17 protein-coding genes are annotated in these 17050 nt (G+C 64.4%); 13 read left to right on the top strand and 4 right to left on the bottom strand.

Annotation, left to right across the window (positions count from 1 at the left end):
• Window positions 1–79: 79 nt before the first annotated feature.
• Window positions 80–874: a hypothetical protein gene (locus GJV18_RS10380; protein WP_160345137.1), complete on the bottom strand. Its 795-nt coding sequence runs from the start codon at window positions 872–874 to the stop codon at window positions 80–82.
• Between the two features lie 246 nt (window positions 875–1120).
• Here GJV18_RS10380 and aroC point away from each other — a divergent pair, with 246 nt between their 5' ends.
• From aroC to GJV18_RS10405, 5 genes are all read left to right on the top strand, one after another.
• Window positions 1121–2212 (top strand): chorismate synthase, encoded by a 1092-nt coding sequence (gene aroC, locus GJV18_RS10385; RefSeq protein WP_160345139.1) that lies wholly within the window; start codon window positions 1121–1123, stop codon window positions 2210–2212.
• A gap of 76 nt (window positions 2213–2288) precedes the next feature.
• Window positions 2289–3452: an MFS transporter gene (locus tag GJV18_RS10390; protein ID WP_160345141.1), complete on the top strand. Its 1164-nt coding sequence runs from the start codon at window positions 2289–2291 to the stop codon at window positions 3450–3452.
• A gap of 12 nt (window positions 3453–3464) precedes the next feature.
• On the top strand, window positions 3465–4007 hold the full coding sequence (locus GJV18_RS10395) for a cupin domain-containing protein (RefSeq protein WP_160345143.1): 543 nt from the start codon (window positions 3465–3467) through the stop codon (window positions 4005–4007).
• A 293-nt stretch (window positions 4008–4300) separates the two neighbouring features.
• Window positions 4301–4492 (top strand): PLDc N-terminal domain-containing protein, encoded by a 192-nt coding sequence (locus tag GJV18_RS10400; protein ID WP_160345145.1) that lies wholly within the window; start codon window positions 4301–4303, stop codon window positions 4490–4492.
• A gap of 9 nt (window positions 4493–4501) precedes the next feature.
• Window positions 4502–5059, top strand: coding sequence for a histidine phosphatase family protein (locus GJV18_RS10405; protein ID WP_160345147.1), 558 nt, complete (start codon window positions 4502–4504; stop codon window positions 5057–5059).
• Between the two features lie 4 nt (window positions 5060–5063).
• On the opposite strand, the gene GJV18_RS10410 is transcribed toward GJV18_RS10405, so the two are convergent.
• The 3 genes from GJV18_RS10410 to GJV18_RS10420 form a co-directional block, all read right to left on the bottom strand.
• Window positions 5064–6506, bottom strand: a complete 1443-nt coding sequence (locus GJV18_RS10410) for a methyl-accepting chemotaxis protein (RefSeq protein WP_160345149.1) — start codon at window positions 6504–6506, stop codon at window positions 5064–5066.
• Window positions 6507–6661: 155 nt separating this feature from the next.
• Window positions 6662–7633, bottom strand: coding sequence for a Bug family tripartite tricarboxylate transporter substrate binding protein (locus tag GJV18_RS10415; protein ID WP_160345151.1), 972 nt, complete (start codon window positions 7631–7633; stop codon window positions 6662–6664).
• Between the two features lie 53 nt (window positions 7634–7686).
• Window positions 7687–8706, bottom strand: a complete 1020-nt coding sequence (locus GJV18_RS10420; protein WP_160345153.1) for an AraC family transcriptional regulator — start codon at window positions 8704–8706, stop codon at window positions 7687–7689.
• A gap of 100 nt (window positions 8707–8806) precedes the next feature.
• On the opposite strand from GJV18_RS10420, the gene GJV18_RS10425 reads away from it, so the two are divergent.
• The 8 genes from GJV18_RS10425 to GJV18_RS10460 all read left to right on the top strand — a co-directional run bounded on the left by GJV18_RS10425 (window position 8807) and on the right by GJV18_RS10460 (window position 16992).
• Entirely contained in the window at window positions 8807–10282 is a 1476-nt protein-coding gene (locus GJV18_RS10425; RefSeq protein WP_160345156.1) for a flavin-containing monooxygenase, read from the top strand.
• Complete coding sequence (locus tag GJV18_RS10430; RefSeq protein ID WP_160345158.1) at window positions 10266–11195, top strand: alpha/beta hydrolase; 930 nt, start codon at window positions 10266–10268, stop codon at window positions 11193–11195. Before GJV18_RS10425 ends, GJV18_RS10430 begins: the two co-directional genes overlap by 17 nt.
• On the top strand, window positions 11196–11957 hold the full coding sequence (locus GJV18_RS10435; protein ID WP_160345160.1) for an SDR family oxidoreductase: 762 nt from the start codon (window positions 11196–11198) through the stop codon (window positions 11955–11957).
• A 378-nt stretch (window positions 11958–12335) separates the two neighbouring features.
• A complete protein-coding gene (locus tag GJV18_RS10440) occupies window positions 12336–12677 on the top strand; it encodes a ribonuclease E inhibitor RraB (protein WP_160345162.1) in 342 nt (113 codons plus the stop codon).
• Window positions 12678–12785: 108 nt separating this feature from the next.
• Window positions 12786–13493 (top strand): type 1 glutamine amidotransferase, encoded by a 708-nt coding sequence (locus tag GJV18_RS10445; protein WP_160345164.1) that lies wholly within the window; start codon window positions 12786–12788, stop codon window positions 13491–13493.
• Window positions 13494–13838: 345 nt separating this feature from the next.
• The gene (locus GJV18_RS10450; RefSeq protein WP_160345166.1) at window positions 13839–15248 is read left to right on the top strand and encodes a circularly permuted type 2 ATP-grasp protein; all 1410 of its coding nucleotides are present in this window, start codon (window positions 13839–13841) and stop codon (window positions 15246–15248) included.
• Window positions 15249–15250: 2 nt separating this feature from the next.
• Complete coding sequence (locus GJV18_RS10455; RefSeq protein WP_160345168.1) at window positions 15251–16201, top strand: alpha-E domain-containing protein; 951 nt, start codon at window positions 15251–15253, stop codon at window positions 16199–16201.
• The gene (locus tag GJV18_RS10460) at window positions 16198–16992 is read left to right on the top strand and encodes a transglutaminase family protein (RefSeq protein ID WP_160345170.1); all 795 of its coding nucleotides are present in this window, start codon (window positions 16198–16200) and stop codon (window positions 16990–16992) included. Before GJV18_RS10455 ends, GJV18_RS10460 begins: the two co-directional genes overlap by 4 nt.
• Window positions 16993–17050 lie beyond the last annotated feature (58 nt).

Here is a 17050-nt window from a genome sequence, read left to right on the forward strand (position 1 = left end):
TGGACAACCGCGCAGCGTTGTCCACCATGATATGCCGGCGGCGAGCCAGCTCGCGTTATCCACCCTGAGGGCTTTGCAATCAGCGGGTGGCAATCCAGATCAGCAGACCGGCCTGGAACACGCAGAAGGCGATCAGGCAGGTGATGGTAAAGCGCAGGCTGCCGTCCTCGCGCTTGTAGGTATCCAGACGATCTTCCAGCTTGCGGATTTTCACGTCCTGCTCGCGCAGGCTCTGATCGGCCTGGGTCAGCATGGCAGCGGCGTCCAGCAGCTCTACCTGTTGCACCTTTTCCGCGTGCCAGTCGCCATACAGCGAGCTGACCCGCGGTGCGCTGGCCTGGGCCTTGAGTTGCAGCGGGTCGAGGTAGTCGATGGTAAAACCCTGAGCCTTGAGGCAGTGTTCGCGGCGGGCCACGGCCTCCTTGCTGAAGGCGTCCTGGGTGGGCAGGGGAAAGGGCTCGACCAGATAGTGGGCATAGTGCTGACGGGCCCAGCTGATCGCCTGGGCCAGCATATAGCGGCCCAGGCCGCGGTTTTCCGGTTCCAGGCTCAGGCCTTTCTCCGGGGCGAAGCGCACCTGCTTGAGCTGGTGGTCGGCCCAGATCTCCAGCAGGTTCTGCCCCTTGCGCAGGCGTTGGCCGGGCAGCTGCAGGCTCAGGCGCAACAGGCTGTGTTCCTTGCCGCGGCGCTCAACCCGCCCCAGTTGCACAAAACGCAGGGGGCGGGCACCGGTGTGTCGATCCGCTGGCAGGGGGGCCAGGCGCAGCAACTGAAAGCGTTCTGCCGGCAGGTCTGCCCAGGGGTGGGGCGTCTCGACCTGCTGGACGTCACTGTCGGCCGGGCTGTCGCTGGGGGATGCTGGGCTTTCGCTCATGGCTGCGTTTCCATCCAAAGATGCCGGCTTATCGGCCGCCGGAGCCATGGCTGTAGCCTGGCTGCCGTCGATGACTGATGCAGCAACCATAGACGAGGCCCCGCTGGCTTGACCAGTACGGCTATGCAGGTTGCCCCGGGCGGGGTGAACTGTGCCGCTGCCGGGGGTATACTCAGCGCCTTTCCTTATCCGGCCCGCTGGCGCCTTGCATGCCATCCGGGGCTGTCTTCGCGGAGCCTTTTGCACATGTCCGGCAACACTTTCGGCAAGCTGTTCACCGTCACCACCGCTGGCGAAAGCCATGGCCCGGCATTGGTCGCCATCGTCGACGGCTGCCCGCCGGGTATGGAGCTGTCCCTGGAAGACATGCAGCGCGACCTGGACAGGCGCAAGCCTGGCACCAGCCGGCACACCACCCAGCGCCAGGAAGACGATGTGGTGGAGATTCTCTCCGGGGTGTTCGAGGGCAAGACCACCGGCTGCCCCATCGGCCTGTTGATCCGCAACACCGACCAGAAGTCCAAGGACTATTCGGCGATCAAGGACAGCTTCCGTCCGGCCCATGCCGACTACACCTACCAGCACAAGTACGGCATCCGCGACTACCGTGGCGGTGGTCGCAGTTCGGCCCGGGAAACCGCCATGCGCGTGGCGGCCGGTGCCATCGCCAAGAAGTACCTGGCGACCCAGGGCATTCTGATTCGCGGCTATATGAGCCAGCTCGGCCCCATCGAGATTCCCTTCAAGACCTGGGACAGTGTCGAGCAGAACGCCTTCTTCAGCCCCGACCCGGACAAGGTGCCGGAGCTTGAGGCCTATATGGACCAGCTGCGTCGCGATCAGGATTCGGTGGGCGCCAAGATCACCGTGGTCGCCGAAGGCGTGATGCCAGGGCTGGGCGAGCCGATCTTCGACCGCCTAGACGCCGAACTGGCTCACGCGCTGATGAGCATCAACGCGGTCAAGGGCGTGGAAATCGGCGCCGGTTTCGCCTGTGTGGCCCAGCGCGGCACCGAGCACCGTGACGAGATGACCGCCGAAGGCTTTCTCTCCAACCATGCCGGCGGCATTCTCGGTGGCATTTCCAGCGGCCAGCCGATCGTCGCCCACCTGGCCCTCAAGCCCACTTCCAGCATTACCACCCCGGGGCGCGCTATCGATGTGCACGGCAACCCCATCGAGCTGATTACCAAGGGCCGCCACGACCCGTGCGTGGGCATCCGCGCCACGCCGATTGCCGAGGCGATGATGGCCATGGTGCTGCTCGATCATCTGCTGCGTCACCGCGGCCAGAATGCCGATGTGCGGGTGCAGACCCCGGTGCTGCCGCAGCTGTGACAGCACGGCCAGGTTGGCTTGCGCGTTGCGTTAGCCAGCAATGCGGCCCATGCTCAACCCAGGCCAGGGGCACGCCATGAATGGCGCATTGCCTTACTGGCGCCTGTCCGGTTTTTACTTTTTCTACTTTGCCCTGCTCGGCGCCACGGCGCCGTTTCTAGCTCTGTATTTCGACCACCTGGGTTTCAGCGCCGCGCGCATCGGCGAGCTGATCGCCATTCCCATGCTGATGCGCTGCCTGGCGCCGAACCTCTGGGGCTGGCTGGGCGATCGTAGCGGCCAGCGCCTGGCCATCGTGCGTTTTGGCGCCATCTGCACCTTGCTCTGTTTTGCCGGCATCTTTATCAGCCACAGCTATGCCTGGCTGGCGCTGATCATGGCCGCCCATGCCTTCTTCTGGCATGCGGTGCTGCCGCAGTTCGAGGTCATTACCCTGGCCCATCTGCGTGAGCAGGCGGCGCGCTACAGTCAGATCCGCCTGTGGGGCAGCATCGGTTTTATTGTCGCGGTGGTGGGTTTGGGGCAGCTGTTCCAGCGCATCAGCCTGGATGCCTACCCCTGGGCGCTGATTCTGATCATGGCCGGCATCGTTGCCAGCAGCTTCTGGGTGCCCAATGCCCAGCCGCAGTCCAGACCCGAAGACGGCCATGTGGGCGGTTTCCTGCGTCAGTTGCGTCGTCCCGGCGTGCTCGCCTTCTTCCTCAGCGTTGGGCTGATGCAGCTGAGCAACGGCCCCTATTACACCTTCCTCAGCCTGCATCTGGAGGCGCTGGGTTATGGCCGTGGCCTGATCGGCATGCTCTGGGCACTGGGGGTGGTGGCGGAGATTGTGCTGTTTCTGTTTATGGCCCGTTTGCTGACCCGTTACCGCCTGCGTACGGTGCTGCTGGCCAGCTTTCTGATCACCGCGCTGCGCTGGCTGCTGCTGGGCAATCTGGCCGAGCATCTGCCGATTCTGCTGCTGGCTCAGTGCATGCACGCCGCCACCTTTGGCAGTTTCCACGCCGCCTCCATCCATTTTATTCAGCGCAGCTTCGCCGACCGCCAGCAAGGCCAGGGCCAGGCCCTGTATGCCACCCTGGCCGGTATCGGCGGTGCCCTCGGCGCCCTGTATTCCGGTTACAGTTGGAACAGCCTGGGTGCGCCCGCAACCTTTGCCATCGCCAGCTTGGTGGCCCTGGCCGCCGCTGCGGTGTGCGCCTGGGGCATGCATGAGCAACGGCCCGTCCATCATCTTTAAGGGGATATGCCCATGAGCATCCTGAGCGTTTATCACCAGTCCACGCCCGAGCAGGCGAACAAGACCCTGACCCATATGGAAGATATCGCCAGCACCCTGGGCGTAGCCGGTATCGAGCTGCTGAGCCTGCCGCTTGCAAGTGCGCTGCCGGCCGGTGCCGACCAGGCCAGCATCCTCGCCGCCTGTGCAGAACCCCTGGCGCGCCTGCAGAGTGAGGGCTATGCCAGCCTGGAGGTGCTCAGCCTGGATTGCGGCATCGACGGCGCCCCGGAGCAGCGCACCAGCCTGCGTCAGGCTCGGCGCTACCCGGTGGATCAGCAGTTCTATTGCGTAGGCGGGCGACTGCAGCTGTGTCTGCAGGTGGATGATTATGTGCTGGCCGTGCAGTGCGAGAAACACGACCTGCTGCGGGTGCCGGCCGGGGTGGTGCATTGGCTGGATATCGGCGAGCAGCCGCGCCTGGCGCTCGTTCGCCTGTTCGCCAGCAGCAAGGTGCCGGCTGCGACGCTGGCCGACCAGACCCTGGCGGGCTTGATCCCAGGCCTGGATGATTAACAGGCTGTTGAAAAACTACCTCGGCTTTGGCCTCCTGCGTCGCCCTACCTCCTGCATCCATGCAGTCGTGCGTGGGCAATCCTGCGTTAAAAACGGCCTCAGAATGCTCATTTACAGCACGTAAACTCCGCTTCTTCGGCCGTTTTGACCAGCCGGAGGCTGTTACTAACGTAGCGCCTTGTCTTGCCTGCCTCGCCTACGTTTTTCAACGGCCTGTTAACCGGCAAATAGATCTGAACTCTGTTGGGGGCTGGCTATCCTAGAGGGGTAAGCCTCATTCAAGGAGCGTCATCATGGGATCCATGTTCAACAGTCTGCTCGGTCTGGTCGTGTTGGCCCTGTGCATCTGGGCCATCCTCAATGTGATCAAGAGCAATGTCGACAGCGGCAAGAAGGTGTTGTGGATTCTGCTGATCGTGCTGCTGCCGGTGATCGGCCTGATCATCTGGGCGCTGATGGGGCCCCGCGGCACTATCAGGTTCTAGGTCAACGCCATGCGTAACCTGCTTGTCCTGGGCCTGGCCCTGCTGCTGGCGGGCCCGGCCAGTGCGACCGAAGCCGAGGCCTGGCAGGCCCTGCGCGAGGGACGTGCGGTCTTGCTGTTGCGCCATGCCACAGCGCCAGGCACGGGTGATCCGGCGAATTTCCAGCTGGGTGATTGCCGCACCCAGCGCAACCTCAATCAGGCCGGCCGTGAGCAGGCGCAGCGCTGGGGACAGTTGCTGCGCCGCCAGGGGATCGAGCATCCGCGCCTGCTCAGCAGCCGCTGGTGCCGGGCTCAGGACACCGCCAGCGCCATGGGCCTGGGGGCAGTTGAGCCCGCGCCGGTCCTGGATTCCTTCTTCGTCCAGCCCCGGCAGGGCGCCGAACGCACGCGCCAGCTGATCGAACAGATCAATGCCCAGCCCCGGGGCGTGCCCCTGGTGCTAGTGTCCCATCAGGTCAATATCACCGCCCTGACCGGGATATTCCCGGCGTCGGGGGAGGGCCTGGTGCTCGCCTTGCCGCTCAGTCAGCCGGCCCGGGTGCTAGGGCGCATCGCGCCGCCCTGATTCGCTACTGGCTGGCCACCCGCTGATGCAGCTGATGGGACAGCTGCTCAAGCTGTTCGCCGAGCATGACCAATGATTCCTGGGCGCTGAGCAGTTCGGCGCTGGCCTCGCGCTGACGCTGGCTGGCTTCGCGCTGGGCCGCGCTGTTGTCACGCACATGGGCCAGCTGCTGGTGGGCGCGATCCAGGGCCTGACTGTGTTGCAGAATGGCGCTGGAGAGGTTGTCGGTCAGGCCGGCATTGCTGGCCAGGGCGCTGCCCACATCGCTGACCTGGGCGGCGCCGGTGTCGACGATCTGCTGCGACTGACCGAGCACGCTCTGCACCCGGTCAGCGGTTTCATTGCTGCGCTGGGACAGGCTGCGCACCTCGTCGGCCACCACGGCAAAGCCACGGCCATGTTCACCAGCCCGGGCCGCCTCGATGGCCGCGTTGAGGGCCAGCAGGTTGGTCTGCTGGGCGATGGCGCTGATCATCTGCATGGATTCGGCGATGCGCTGATTGCTCTGCTGGATGGCCTGCATGCTGGTCTGGGCTTCTTCCATGCGCTGGGCACAGAGGTTGACCTGGCCGCTGCTGTGCTGGGTGTCCTGGCTCAGCTGCTGCATATGCCCGGTGCTTTCGGCCAGGTTCTGCAGAACCTCATGCAGGGCCAGGTCCAGCTGCTGCATGGCGTCGGCCTGTTGTTGCACATCGGTGTCGATGCTCTGGCAGCGCTGACGGATGCCGCTAAGGGTCTGCTGCAGCTGGCCGGCCATCTGCAACAGGTCGCGGGCGGTATTGCGCACTTCATCGACCATGCCGGCCAGTTGCTGCTGGTTGCGTGCGGCGCTGTCGCCGAAGGCGCGGGATTCATTCAGGGCCTGCTCGGCATCGCTCAGCGCCTGGCTGCGCAGTTTGGCGTTGTACCACTGGGCCAGCCAGACGGTGAGTACCGGCAGGATATAACCGGAGTAGGTGTTGACCATGGCATCCTTGGCGCTCAACTCGAACACCGGCAAGGCCGCGCCGCTGCGTTCCAGGCGGATCAACCAGAACACGAAGATGGCCTGTACCAGGCTCCAGAACATGGCGCTGCGGCTGTCTGCCAGCAGATAGGCGAACACGATGATCACCGCCGGCCAGTAGATATGCGCCGAATTCAGACCGCCGAGCTGGTAGATCAGCAGCATCGAATAGCTGGCCATGCAGGTCAGGGCCAGATTGGCCGCCACGATCAGGGGGAACAGGGCGCTGCGCAGTACCAGCAGCATCAGCGGCATGCCCAGCACCAAGAGCAGTGACCCGTACATCAGCGCCTCGTTGCCCAGGCGGCCCCACTTGATGCAGCTGTAGAGGCCGATTACCACGCTGCACAGGCCACTGAAGGCCAGGGTGCGGGCCAGCAGCATGCTGGTTTGATCATTGAGCGCCTGTGGCAGGAAATACCCGAGAAAACCCTGTCGCATGCCGTACTCCAGTCAGATGGCTACCCCGAGTATCGGCGCTAAATGGCGAAGACTTGAGGGGTAAAAGCGGCAAAATGCCGGAGAAAATGGCGAAAAGCCAGTGTCGGTAATCAGGCGTTCGAGCCGCGCTCAGGCGGCTTTCTGGCGCGCCCGATTCAGAGCAGGTCGATGTCCTGCAGAATTGCGGCGAACTTGCTTTCCTCTTCTTCGAGAAAGCGCAGCAGCTCATCGCCACTGAGCACCAGGGGCGACCAGCCATGGCGGGCCAGGGTGGCGTGCCAGTGCGCGGTCTGGCTCAGTTGCAGCAGCGCCCGGGTATAGGTCTGACGTTGGTCTGCCGGCAGATCCGCGCGGGCAAAAAAGCCGCGCCAGTTGTTGAACACCAGATCCACGCCCTGTTCCCTCAGGGTCGGGGCATCGAAACCTGGGATACGCTGTGCCGTGCTCACGGCCAGCAGGCGCACCTCGCCGCTGGCCAGAGCTTCACCCAGGCCACCCAGGCCGGTAAACAGGACGATGCCTTCAAAGCCACTTTGCAAGGCCTGCACGGCTTCCTCGTCACTGCGGCGGAAGGTGAAGCGCAGGTTTTTCGGCTGGGTCACACCGGCCTTTTTCAGAATCATGGCGGCGGCGAAGTGGTCGATACTGCCTTTCGAGGCGCCGAGAATGACGGGATGGCGCATCGGGTTGGCATTCAGGGCGGCAACCAGTTGCTGGATGTTCTGGTAGGGCGAGTGGCTGGCCACCACCACCGCTTCGGCTTCGTTGGACAGCACTACCAGCGGCGCCAGTTCGCGAAAGCCCTTGAGGTAGGTGCCGGTGAGCGGCCGGTAGATCAGGGGGCTGGACTGCACCATCAAGGCGTTCTTGAGGCTGTCATCGGCGAGGAATTTCTGCAGGCCGCGCCAGCCGCCGGCCCCTTCCCAGCGATCGTATACCACCTGTTGCGCCAGGCCGGTGGCCAACAGGGCATCGCCCACGGCATAGGCCTTGGTATCCCAGCCGCTACCAGCGGGGCCTGGAACGAACAGGTGCAGCTGCTCCAACGGCGCGGCCTGGGCGCTGCCCAGCAACAGGGCGCCGCTCAGGACAAGGCGGGTTTGCAGGCGTTTGAGCAAAGTGGACACGGCACCTCCCAGTGACAGCAACGGATGTTTCTGTTGGCAAGGTTAGCAGCCGCTCAGGCGTTGCTGCGGTGGCGGCGGTACTGCTGCGGCGTCTGTCCCTTCCAGCGTCTGAAGGCATGGAGGAAATTGGACACCTCGCTATAGCCCAGGCGTTCGGCAATCTGCGCCTGGGTCAGGCTGCTGCCGCTCAGCAGTTCTTCGGCCAGGGTCTGGCGCACCTCTTCCTGCAGCTGGCGGAAGCTGCTGCCCTGATCCTTTAGACGGCGGCGTAGGGTGCGGCTGCTGAGGTGCAGTTCAGCGGCGATCTGCTCCATATCGGCCAGCCAGCCGGGGGTGCGCAACAGACGATCGCGCACCTGGCCGGCCAGGCCGCTGCGTACCCGGCGTTTGTCCAGCAGCGCCTGGCACTGCTGCTCGCAGAGGCTGGCCATGGCCGGATTGGCCCGGGGCAGGGGCGCATCGAGCAGTGTCCGGGCAAAGCTGATGCGGTTCTCGTCGCTGGCGAAGTGCGGCAGCAGGCCAAACGCCTGAATAAAGGGCTGCGGATCTGCCGGTGCCGGCATGCGCAACTGCACCTGGCTCAAGGCGACTGCAGCGCCGGTCAGCTCGCGCTGGATCACCAGCACCGCCGCCGCATCGCGCTGCACCAGAAAGCTCTGCAGAGCGGCGGGCAGGTGGCTGTCGGTCAGGTGCAGGTGGGCCAGCTCGGGGTCTTCACTCAGGTGGATGCGGGTGAGGGCGAAGGTCAGGTCCAGATAGCGCAGGCCGGTCTCGGCGGCCTGGCGAAAGCTCTGGCTGCTGAGCAGGGCGTAGCCCCAGATGCCGTAGGTGGTCAGCTGGTAGCGCAGGCCAGCCTGCAGGCCCAGGTCGGTGACCGCCGGCAGCGCCTCGATCAGATTGGCAATCAGGCGCAGTTCCTGCTGTGAATCGCACTCCTGCAGCGGGTCGGCCAGTTGCAGCGGAGTCAGGTCGCACCCCTTGAGACAGTGGTCCAGACTCAGGCCATGCTCCAGGCCCAGCTGGGTCAGCAGTTGCAGGCTGGTGATGCTGCGTTTGGGGCCGGGGCAGAGCATAGGGTTGTCCGAAAATCACAATAGGTTGGCCGACTATGCCATAACCCGGGGCCGCGGGTACAAGTAGCATGCAGGTAGCGCTCAACCAGACGAGATAACAATGAATAACCACAGTCAAACGGCCAAGGCCTTGCGCATCCTGATCATCGGCACCGGCTTCGGTGGCCTCGGCATGGCCATCCAGCTCCGTCAGGCCGGCTTCGAGGATTTTCTGCTGCTGGAAAAAGCCGGGGATATCGGTGGTACCTGGCGCGATAACAGTTACCCCGGTGCGGCCTGTGATGTGCCTTCACACCTGTACTCCTTTTCCTTCGAGCCCAAGGTCGACTGGAGCCGCAAGTACGCCCCCCAGGCCGAGATCCACGGCTATATGCAGCATTGCGTGGACAAGTACCGCCTGCGCCCGCATATCCGCCTGCAGGCCGAAGTGCGCAGCGCCGCCTTCGATGAGTCGGCCGGGCTCTGGCGGGTCAGTTTGAGCAGCGGCGAGGAGCTGACCGCCGAGGTGCTGATCAGCGCCTGCGGTCAGCTCAACCAGCCAGCCTATCCGGCCATTCCCGGTATCGAGCAGTTCCAGGGCGAGGCTTTCCACTCGGCGCGCTGGCGCCATGACCTGGACCTTGCCGGCAAGCGCGTGGCGGTGATCGGCACCGGGGCCTCGGCCATCCAGTTTGTGCCGCAGATCCAGCCCAGGGTGGCCGAGCTCAAGCTGTTCCAGCGCTCGGCGGCCTATGTGTTGCCCAAGGCCGATCGCGCCTACCGGCCCTGGGAGCTGGCGCTGCTGCGCCGTCTGCCCTGGCTGCAGCGCCTGGATCGCAGCCTGCAGTACCTGCAGCATGAGGTGCGCGGCCTGGCCTTTATCAGCCTGCCCTGGCTGATGAAAGTGTTTCGTTCCGGTTTTGATCGGCACCTGCGCCGGCATATTCCCGACCCGGCCCTACGCGCCAGGCTACAGCCGGATTACCCCATGGGCTGCAAGCGCATCCTGATCAGCAACGACTACCTGCCGGCCCTGGCCCAGACCAATGTGCAGGTGATCGATACGGCCATCGAAGCGGTGACGAGTACTGGCATCCGCACCCGCGATGGCCAGGAGCATGCCTGCGATGTGCTGATCTACGGCACCGGGTTTGCCGCCACGGATTTTCTCGCGCCGATGCAGATTCGTGGGCGTGACGGGGTGGAGCTGAACCAGGCCTGGCGCGAGGGTGCCGAGGCCTACAAGGGCATCAGCGTCAGCGGTTTCCCCAACCTGTTTATCCTCTATGGGCCCAACACCAACCTGGGCCACAGCTCCATCATCTATATGCTGGAGAGCCAGTTCCGCTATGTGCTGGGCTGCATCCAGGCGCTGCAGGCCCGGGGGCTGCGCTATCTGGACGTCAAGGCTCAGGTGCAGCAGGCCTACAACCGCCGTATCCAGGCCGATTCACATCGAACGATATGGGAGCAGGGCTGTTCCAGCTGGTACAAAACCGCCTCCGGCAAGAGCACCAACAACTGGCCGGGCTATACCTTCACCTACCGCCACCTGACCCGCGCTCCGGAGCTTGCCGACTATGACTGCATCCGCTGAATTCACCGCCCCGGCCCAGGACCAGCCGCTGTTGCGCAGCGTGCTGCGTGGTGCCCTGCGCCTGTTGTTCCGTGGCCTGGTGCGTCCACCCATGCCGATTGCCGGGCAGCGTGCGGTCTTGCGCCTGCTCACCGCTGCCACGCCGCCGCTGCGTGGGGTCAGCCGTAGCGCCGGCACCCTGGGTGGGCGAGCCTGTGAGTGGCACAAGCCGCAGAGTGCTCGCGGCACGGTGTTGCTCTATCTGCACGGCGGCGCCTACCTGATCGGTGGGCCCAATACCCACCGGGCCATTTGCGCCAACCTGGCCAAGCGTGGGCAGCTGCAAGTGTGCGCCCTGGATTATCGCCTGGCCCCGGAGCATCCCTTTCCGGCGGCAAGCGAAGATGCCGTGGCCGCCTTTGAGGCCCTGCTAGAGATGGGTTACAAACCCGAGCAGATCGTGATCGGCGGTGACTCGGCCGGCGGCAACCTGAGCCTGATCACCAGCCTGCGCCTGCGCGACCTGGGCCTGCCGCAACCGGCGGCGCTGGTGTGTTTCTCACCCGTGGTGGATTTTACCGGCGAGCAGCTGCACGAGCCGCCGGCGGGCGATCCGCTGATCCATCGCGCCTGGGTGGAGCAGGCCCGTGGCCTCTACTGCCCGCCGGGGATACGCCTGGATGACCCGGCTTTGTCACCCTTGTTCGCCGATCTCAAGGGCCTGGCGCCTGTGCTGATCCAGGTGGGCGAGGACGAGATCCTGCGCAATGACAGCCTGCGTTTTGCCGACAAGGCCAGGGCCGCCGGGGTGGAGGTGCGCCTGCAGCGCTACCCGGACCTGTGGCATGTGTTCCAGGCCCATGCCGGCATGCTCAAGGCGGCGGATTTCGCCCTGGCCGAGGTGGTGAGTTTTCTGCGCGAGCGGGGCTGCTGAATGAAGAACATCCTGATTACCGGCGCCGCCTCCGGTATCGGCGCGGCCACGGCGCGTCTGTTTCACCAACAGGGCTGGCGGGTCGGCCTGCTCGACTGCAATCGCCAGGCCCTGGCGCAACTGGCCGCCGAGCTGGGCGGGGCCTGGAATGCCGAACTGGATGTCACCGACGCAGCAGCGGTCAAGGCGGCCCTGGCGGACTTCTGCGCCGGCCAGGGCGGACAGCTGCGCCTGCTGTTCAACAGCGCTGGGGTGCTGCGTATTGGTCAGTTCGAGACGATTGAGCCGGCCGAGCATGCCCGCATTCTGCAGATCAACGTCCTCGGCCTGATCAATATGACCCATGCCGCCTTTGCCTATCTCAAGGCCACCCCCGGTGCCCAGGTGATCAATATGGGCTCGGCGTCCGGTGTGTATGGCGTGCCGGAGCTGGCCAGCTACTCGGCCTCCAAGTTCGCCGTGCGCGGCTTGACCGAGGCCCTGGAGATCGAGTGGGCGCGCCATGGCATCGGCGTCGGCGACCTGATGCCGCCCTTTGTCAGCACCCCAATGCTTAATGACCAGCAGGTGCAGGCCCCGGTGCTGCGCCGTCTGGGGGTCAACCTGGGCGCCGAGGATGTGGCTCAGGCCGTCTGGCAGCAGGCCCACAGGCCGCTGGTGCATCGCCCGGTCAGCCTGCAGTTCAAGCTGCTGTACTGGGCCGGGCAGATCACCCCGGCCTGGTTGAGCCGTCTGATGATGGCCTGGCTCAGTCGTCCATAAACTGCGCATCGGCTGCCTGTGGCCGGCTGTAACAACTTTTCCTGGGCAAATGCATGGAGATAGGACTAGTCTGCAGATGACGGCTCTGGCGGTGCACTCTGCACTGGTCACCGTCTTCCAGTTCGCCTCAAGAACTGGTTTTAGGCAAAACAGGCAGTGACGTGCCTGACTCCCGGGTGGCGCTGAAACAGGTGCCACTACACCGCAAAACCGAGTGCGGTGGCGACGGGAAGGTGTTCTACAGATGGTTTCACGCAGCATCGACAACGCAGTTGGTTCTTTAGTTGGTTCCTAAGGGCTGTTGCAGTTACGTCGTGGCATCTGGCGGAACGTCGGCAGCTCCTCGCGTCTTTTTCCATCGCCTGAGGAGGTCACTTTATGAGCGCAGCCTTGCACGATGATGTCAGCAATGGGGTTTTACGGCGGATGAAGGAAGGCGGTTTCGACTTCGCCAGCTTCCATCCCATCGAGTTCTACGCCATCTTCCCGGACGAGGAACGGGCCCGTATGGCAACCCGCAAGTTTCGAGGCGAATCACTGCACGCCCTGGTGACCGAGCGTGACGACGGGGTGTGGCATCTGCAGGTGAGCAAGGTGATGTTCGCCACCTACCATGGCATTGATGACTTCGAGCATGATCTGGAAGCCGTGGTCGCCCCTCTGGGCGGCAAGCTGGACGGCTGGGGCGTGACTCAGGAGGTCAAGAACCTGCGTCCCTGAGTGCAGCAGGCACCGTCCGGCCATGGCCGGGCGGTGTCGCCGACTCGACCCATACTGCGCTTTGCCTCAGACTGGCGGCTTTTCGCGTTCAGTTCACAGGCTTTCGCAATGACCGATATTCTGATTTTTACCCATATCGACTACTGCCCACCGGCCCATCTGGCCCAGGTGCTGGAGGAGGGCGGGCACCGCTTTGCCGTACTGCGCGCCGATCTGGGCGAGCTGGACGGTATCGATCTGGATCGGCCCAAAGCCGTGGCCATCATGGGCGGGCCCATGAGCGTGAACGACCCGCTGCCCTGGCTGCAGACCGAGGTGGCGGCGCTGCAGCATCTGATCCGCCGCGATATCCCGCTGATCGGTCACTGCCTGGGTGGTCAACTGCTGGCCAAGGCTCTGGGTGCCGAAATCAGCCGAATGCCCTACACCGAAAGCGGCTGGCAGCCCTTGACCCGCCTGGATCAGTCAGCCCCCAGCCCCTGGCTGGCCCATCTGCCCGTGCAGTTCCCCATGTTCCAGTGGCATGGCGACAGCTTTGCCATTCCCGAGGGCGCGCAGCCTTTGCTCAGCAGCCCCTGGTGCGCCAACCAGGGCTTTGCCTGGGGCGACAAGGTGCTGGCCCTGCAGGGCCATCCGGAAATGACCGAAGCCCTGGTGCGCGAATGGCTGGATGACTGGCACCACCTGCTAGACGAAACCCAGCCCAGCCAACAGAGCCGGGCGCTGATGCTGGATGAGCTACCGGCCAAGGTGGCCGAACTCAACCGTGTGGCTGAAGGCTTCTACCGCCATTGGCTGAGTCTCGCCGGGCTCTGATACTCCGGTAGGGTGGATGACGCTTTACCCATCCACCATTGGTTGCCTTGTGGTGGATAAAAACAGCGTTATCCACCCTACGCCTAACACAGCCGCGTAAAGGGGTAGGGTGCGCTATGCGCACCGGTGCAGGCCTCGGTCACGTGGTGCGCACGGCGCACCCTACGCCCTATCCAAGCGATGCGCCTTAAAATGGCGCGCTGCGCGACTTGGTGGTCACGGTTGCGCCCCGGCTTGGTGCAATCTCGTTTGGGTGAATAAGCAACCTATTGATTTAAAAGACTTTTAATCGATGGCGCGGGCCTTGCAAAGCCGACTCCATGTCCGGGTGACAAGGAGTACGGCATGGCCCGCACCTTTTATGACGAGATGTACGACGCGAGTGGCGCTGTCCGCCCGCATTATCAGACCTTTGCCCGCTGGCTGGCCGATACGCCGGCCGAGTTGCTGGCCCAGCGCCGCCGCGAGGCGGATCTGCTGTTCCACCGCGCCGGCATCACCTTCACCCTGTATGGCGATGACCAGGGCACCGAGCGCCTGATTCCGTTCGACATCATCCCGCGCAGCATCCCCGCCAGCGAATGGCGCATCGTCGAACGCGGCTGTATCCAGCGCGTGCAGGCGCTGAACATGTTTCTCGCCGACCTCTACCACGAGCAGCGCATCCTCAAGGCCGGGATCATCCCCGCCGAGCAGGTGCTGGCCAACGAGGGCTACCAGATCGCCATGCAGGGCCTCAACCTGCACCGCGACCTCTACGCCCATATCGCCGGGGTCGACCTGGTACGCGATGGCGACGGCAGCTACTACGTGCTGGAAGACAACCTGCGCACCCCCAGCGGCGTCAGCTATATGCTCGAAGACCGCAAGATGATGATGCGCCTGTTCCCCGAGCTGTTCGCCGCCCAGCGCGTGGCCCCCATCGATCACTATCCGAACCTGCTGCTCGACACGCTGAAATCCTCCAGCCCGCTGGATAACCCCAATGTGGTGGTGCTGACCCCGGGGCGCTTCAACAGCGCCTACTTCGAGCACGCCTTCCTGGCTCGGGAAATGGGCGTGGAGCTGGTCGAGGGCGCGGACCTGTTCGTACGCGACGACAAACTCTTTATGCGCACCACCGCCGGGGCCAAGCAGGTGGACGTGGTCTACCGCCGCCTCGACGACGCCTTCCTCGACCCGCTGGCCTTCAACCCGGATTCCATGCTCGGCGTGCCCGGTCTGCTGGCCTGCTACCGCAGCGGTAATGTGGTGCTGGCCAACGCCATCGGCACCGGGGTGGCGGACGACAAGTCGATCTACCCCTATGTCGGCGAAATGATCCGCTTCTACCTGGATGAAGAGCCGATCCTGAAAAACGTGCCGACCTACCAGTGTCGCAAGCCTGCCGAGCTGTCCCATGTACTGGCCAACCTGGAGCAGCTGGTGGTCAAGGAAACCCAGGGTTCCGGCGGCTACGGCATGCTGGTCGGCCCGGCGGCGAGCAAGGCGGAAATTGAAGCCTTCCGCGAGCGCCTCAAGGCCAACCCGGCGGCCTATATCGCCCAGCCGACCCTGTGCCTGTCGACCTGTCCGACCTTTGTCGAGCAGGGCATCGCGCCGCGGCATATCGACTTGCGGCCCTTCGTGCTTTCCGGCAAGGAAACCCGCATCGTCCCCGGCGGCCTGACCCGCGTGGCGCTGCGCGAAGGCTCGCTGGTGGTCAACTCGTCCCAGGGTGGCGGCACCAAGGACACCTGGGTGGTGGAGGACTAATCATGTTGAGTAGAACTGCCTCTGATCTGTACTGGATGTCGCGCTACCTGGAGCGCGCGGAAAACCTCGCGCGCATGCTTGAAGTCAGCTACTCGCTGTCGCTGATGCCCCAGGACGGCCGTGGCGATGGCCTGGAAGAACTGGCCCTGCCGCTGCTGATTACCGGCACCCTGGATGACTATCTGGAGCGCCACGGCCCGCTGCATGCCGAGCGCATGCTGCACTTCTTCGCCCTCGATGCGAGCAACCCGGCGAGCATCTACTGCTGCCTGCAGGCCGCGCGCAGCAACGCCCACGCCGTGCGCGGGCGGATCACTGCCGATATGTGGGAGAACATCAACGCCACCTGGCTTGAAATTCGCGGTATCGCCGAGCAGGGCCTGGGCCGCTATGGCATCAGCCGTTTCTGCGAGTGGGTCAAGGAGCGCTCGCACCTGTTCCGCGGCGCCACCTTCGGCACCATCATGCGCGGCGATCCGTACCGTTTTATCCGTCTGGGCACCTTTATCGAGCGGGCCGACAACACCCTTCGCCTGCTCGATGCGCGCTACGAGATGCTCGGCGAGGACATCGATGAAATCGACGGCCGACCGGCCCGCAGCTACTACCAGTGGACCGCACTGCTGCGGGCGCTGTCCTCGTTCGAGGCCTTCGCCGAGATCTACCGTGGCTCGCCCGGCACGCGCAAGGTCAGCGAGTTGCTGCTGCTGCGCCCGGAAGTACCGCGTTCGCTACGCGCCTGCATGGACGAACTCAGCCTGATGCTCGCCAGCCTGCCCGGTGACAACGGCCGCCCGGCCCAGCGTCTGGCCGCCGAACTGGAGGCGCGGCTGCGCTACACCAGCATCGAGGAAGTGCTCGATGAAGGGCTGCACGCCTGGCTCACCGATTTCATCCTGCTGGTGCGCCAGCTGGGCAATGTCATCCACACATCCTATCTGGAGGTCGCATGAGACTGTCCATTCGCCACGACACCCACTACCACTATGAGGATCAGGTGCGTAACAGCATCCAGTACCTGCGCCTGACCCCCCATGACAGCGAACGCCAGCAGGTGCTCAGCTGGCAGCTCGACCTGCCGCGCCCGGTGCGCGCCCAGCTCGACCCCTACGGCAATATCCTCCACGTGCTGACCCTGGACGAGCCCCACGAATCCATCGTCATCGGCGCCCGTGGCCAGGTGGAAATCGACGAATCCCGCGAGGCCGAGCACGAAAGCCAGTCGGCCTTGCCGTTTCTGCGCTTTACCCGCCTGACCGAGGCCGATGAGGCCCTGCGCGAGTTCGCCATGCTGCAGAGCCATGGTCGCCCGGACCGCAGCGGCCTGATCGATCTGATGCATGCCTTGAATGCTCATATCCGCTATCAGCCTGGCGCCACACGGGTAGAAACCAGTGCGGTCGAGGCGTTCGCCGGAGGGCAGGGCGTCTGTCAGGATCATGCCCATGCCTTCCTCGCCTGCGCCCGCAGCCTGGGCGTGCCGGCGCGCTATGTGTCGGGCTACCTGTTCGCCGACAGCCAGGATCATCTGGCCAGTCACGCCTGGGCCGAGGCCTGGCTGGATGGCGCCTGGTACAGCTTCGATGTGACCAACTGCCTGGCCAAACCCGAGCGGCATCTGAAGCTTGCGGTGGGTCTGGACTACCTGGATGCCTGCCCGGTACGCGGCATGCGCCGCGGCGGTGGCGGCGAGCAGATGCATGCACGGGTGGATGTGGCGCCGCTGTTGCAGGTACAGCAGTAGCCTGGCCAGGAGGCTGCGCGGTTGAGTGGGGCTTAGCAGGCCTTATTCATGGGGCTGA

Origin of the sequence: Pseudomonas xionganensis, from assembly GCF_009763245.1 — a bacterium.
In the GTDB taxonomy this organism is placed as follows: Bacteria; Pseudomonadota; Gammaproteobacteria; order Pseudomonadales; family Pseudomonadaceae; genus Aquipseudomonas; species Aquipseudomonas xionganensis.

What these genes read in the sequence shown, in the direction of transcription:
- GJV18_RS10380 (WP_160345137.1), bottom strand. Translation starts at nt 874, where the DNA reads ATGAGCGAAAGCCCAGCATCCCCCAGCGACAGCCCGGCCGACAGTGAC.
- aroC (WP_160345139.1), top strand. Translation starts at nt 1,121, where the DNA reads ATGTCCGGCAACACTTTCGGCAAGCTGTTCACCGTCACCACCGCTGGC.
- GJV18_RS10390 (WP_160345141.1), top strand. Translation starts at nt 2,289, where the DNA reads ATGAATGGCGCATTGCCTTACTGGCGCCTGTCCGGTTTTTACTTTTTC.
- GJV18_RS10395 (WP_160345143.1), top strand. Translation starts at nt 3,465, where the DNA reads ATGAGCATCCTGAGCGTTTATCACCAGTCCACGCCCGAGCAGGCGAAC.
- GJV18_RS10400 (WP_160345145.1), top strand. Translation starts at nt 4,301, where the DNA reads ATGGGATCCATGTTCAACAGTCTGCTCGGTCTGGTCGTGTTGGCCCTG.
- GJV18_RS10405 (WP_160345147.1), top strand. Translation starts at nt 4,502, where the DNA reads ATGCGTAACCTGCTTGTCCTGGGCCTGGCCCTGCTGCTGGCGGGCCCG.
- GJV18_RS10410 (WP_160345149.1), bottom strand. Translation starts at nt 6,506, where the DNA reads ATGCGACAGGGTTTTCTCGGGTATTTCCTGCCACAGGCGCTCAATGAT.
- GJV18_RS10420 (WP_160345153.1), bottom strand. Translation starts at nt 8,706, where the DNA reads ATGCTCTGCCCCGGCCCCAAACGCAGCATCACCAGCCTGCAACTGCTG.
- GJV18_RS10425 (WP_160345156.1), top strand. Translation starts at nt 8,807, where the DNA reads ATGAATAACCACAGTCAAACGGCCAAGGCCTTGCGCATCCTGATCATC.
- GJV18_RS10430 (WP_160345158.1), top strand. Translation starts at nt 10,266, where the DNA reads ATGACTGCATCCGCTGAATTCACCGCCCCGGCCCAGGACCAGCCGCTG.
- GJV18_RS10435 (WP_160345160.1), top strand. Translation starts at nt 11,196, where the DNA reads ATGAAGAACATCCTGATTACCGGCGCCGCCTCCGGTATCGGCGCGGCC.
- GJV18_RS10440 (WP_160345162.1), top strand. Translation starts at nt 12,336, where the DNA reads ATGAGCGCAGCCTTGCACGATGATGTCAGCAATGGGGTTTTACGGCGG.
- GJV18_RS10445 (WP_160345164.1), top strand. Translation starts at nt 12,786, where the DNA reads ATGACCGATATTCTGATTTTTACCCATATCGACTACTGCCCACCGGCC.
- GJV18_RS10450 (WP_160345166.1), top strand. Translation starts at nt 13,839, where the DNA reads ATGGCCCGCACCTTTTATGACGAGATGTACGACGCGAGTGGCGCTGTC.
- GJV18_RS10455 (WP_160345168.1), top strand. Translation starts at nt 15,251, where the DNA reads ATGTTGAGTAGAACTGCCTCTGATCTGTACTGGATGTCGCGCTACCTG.
- GJV18_RS10460 (WP_160345170.1), top strand. Translation starts at nt 16,198, where the DNA reads ATGAGACTGTCCATTCGCCACGACACCCACTACCACTATGAGGATCAG.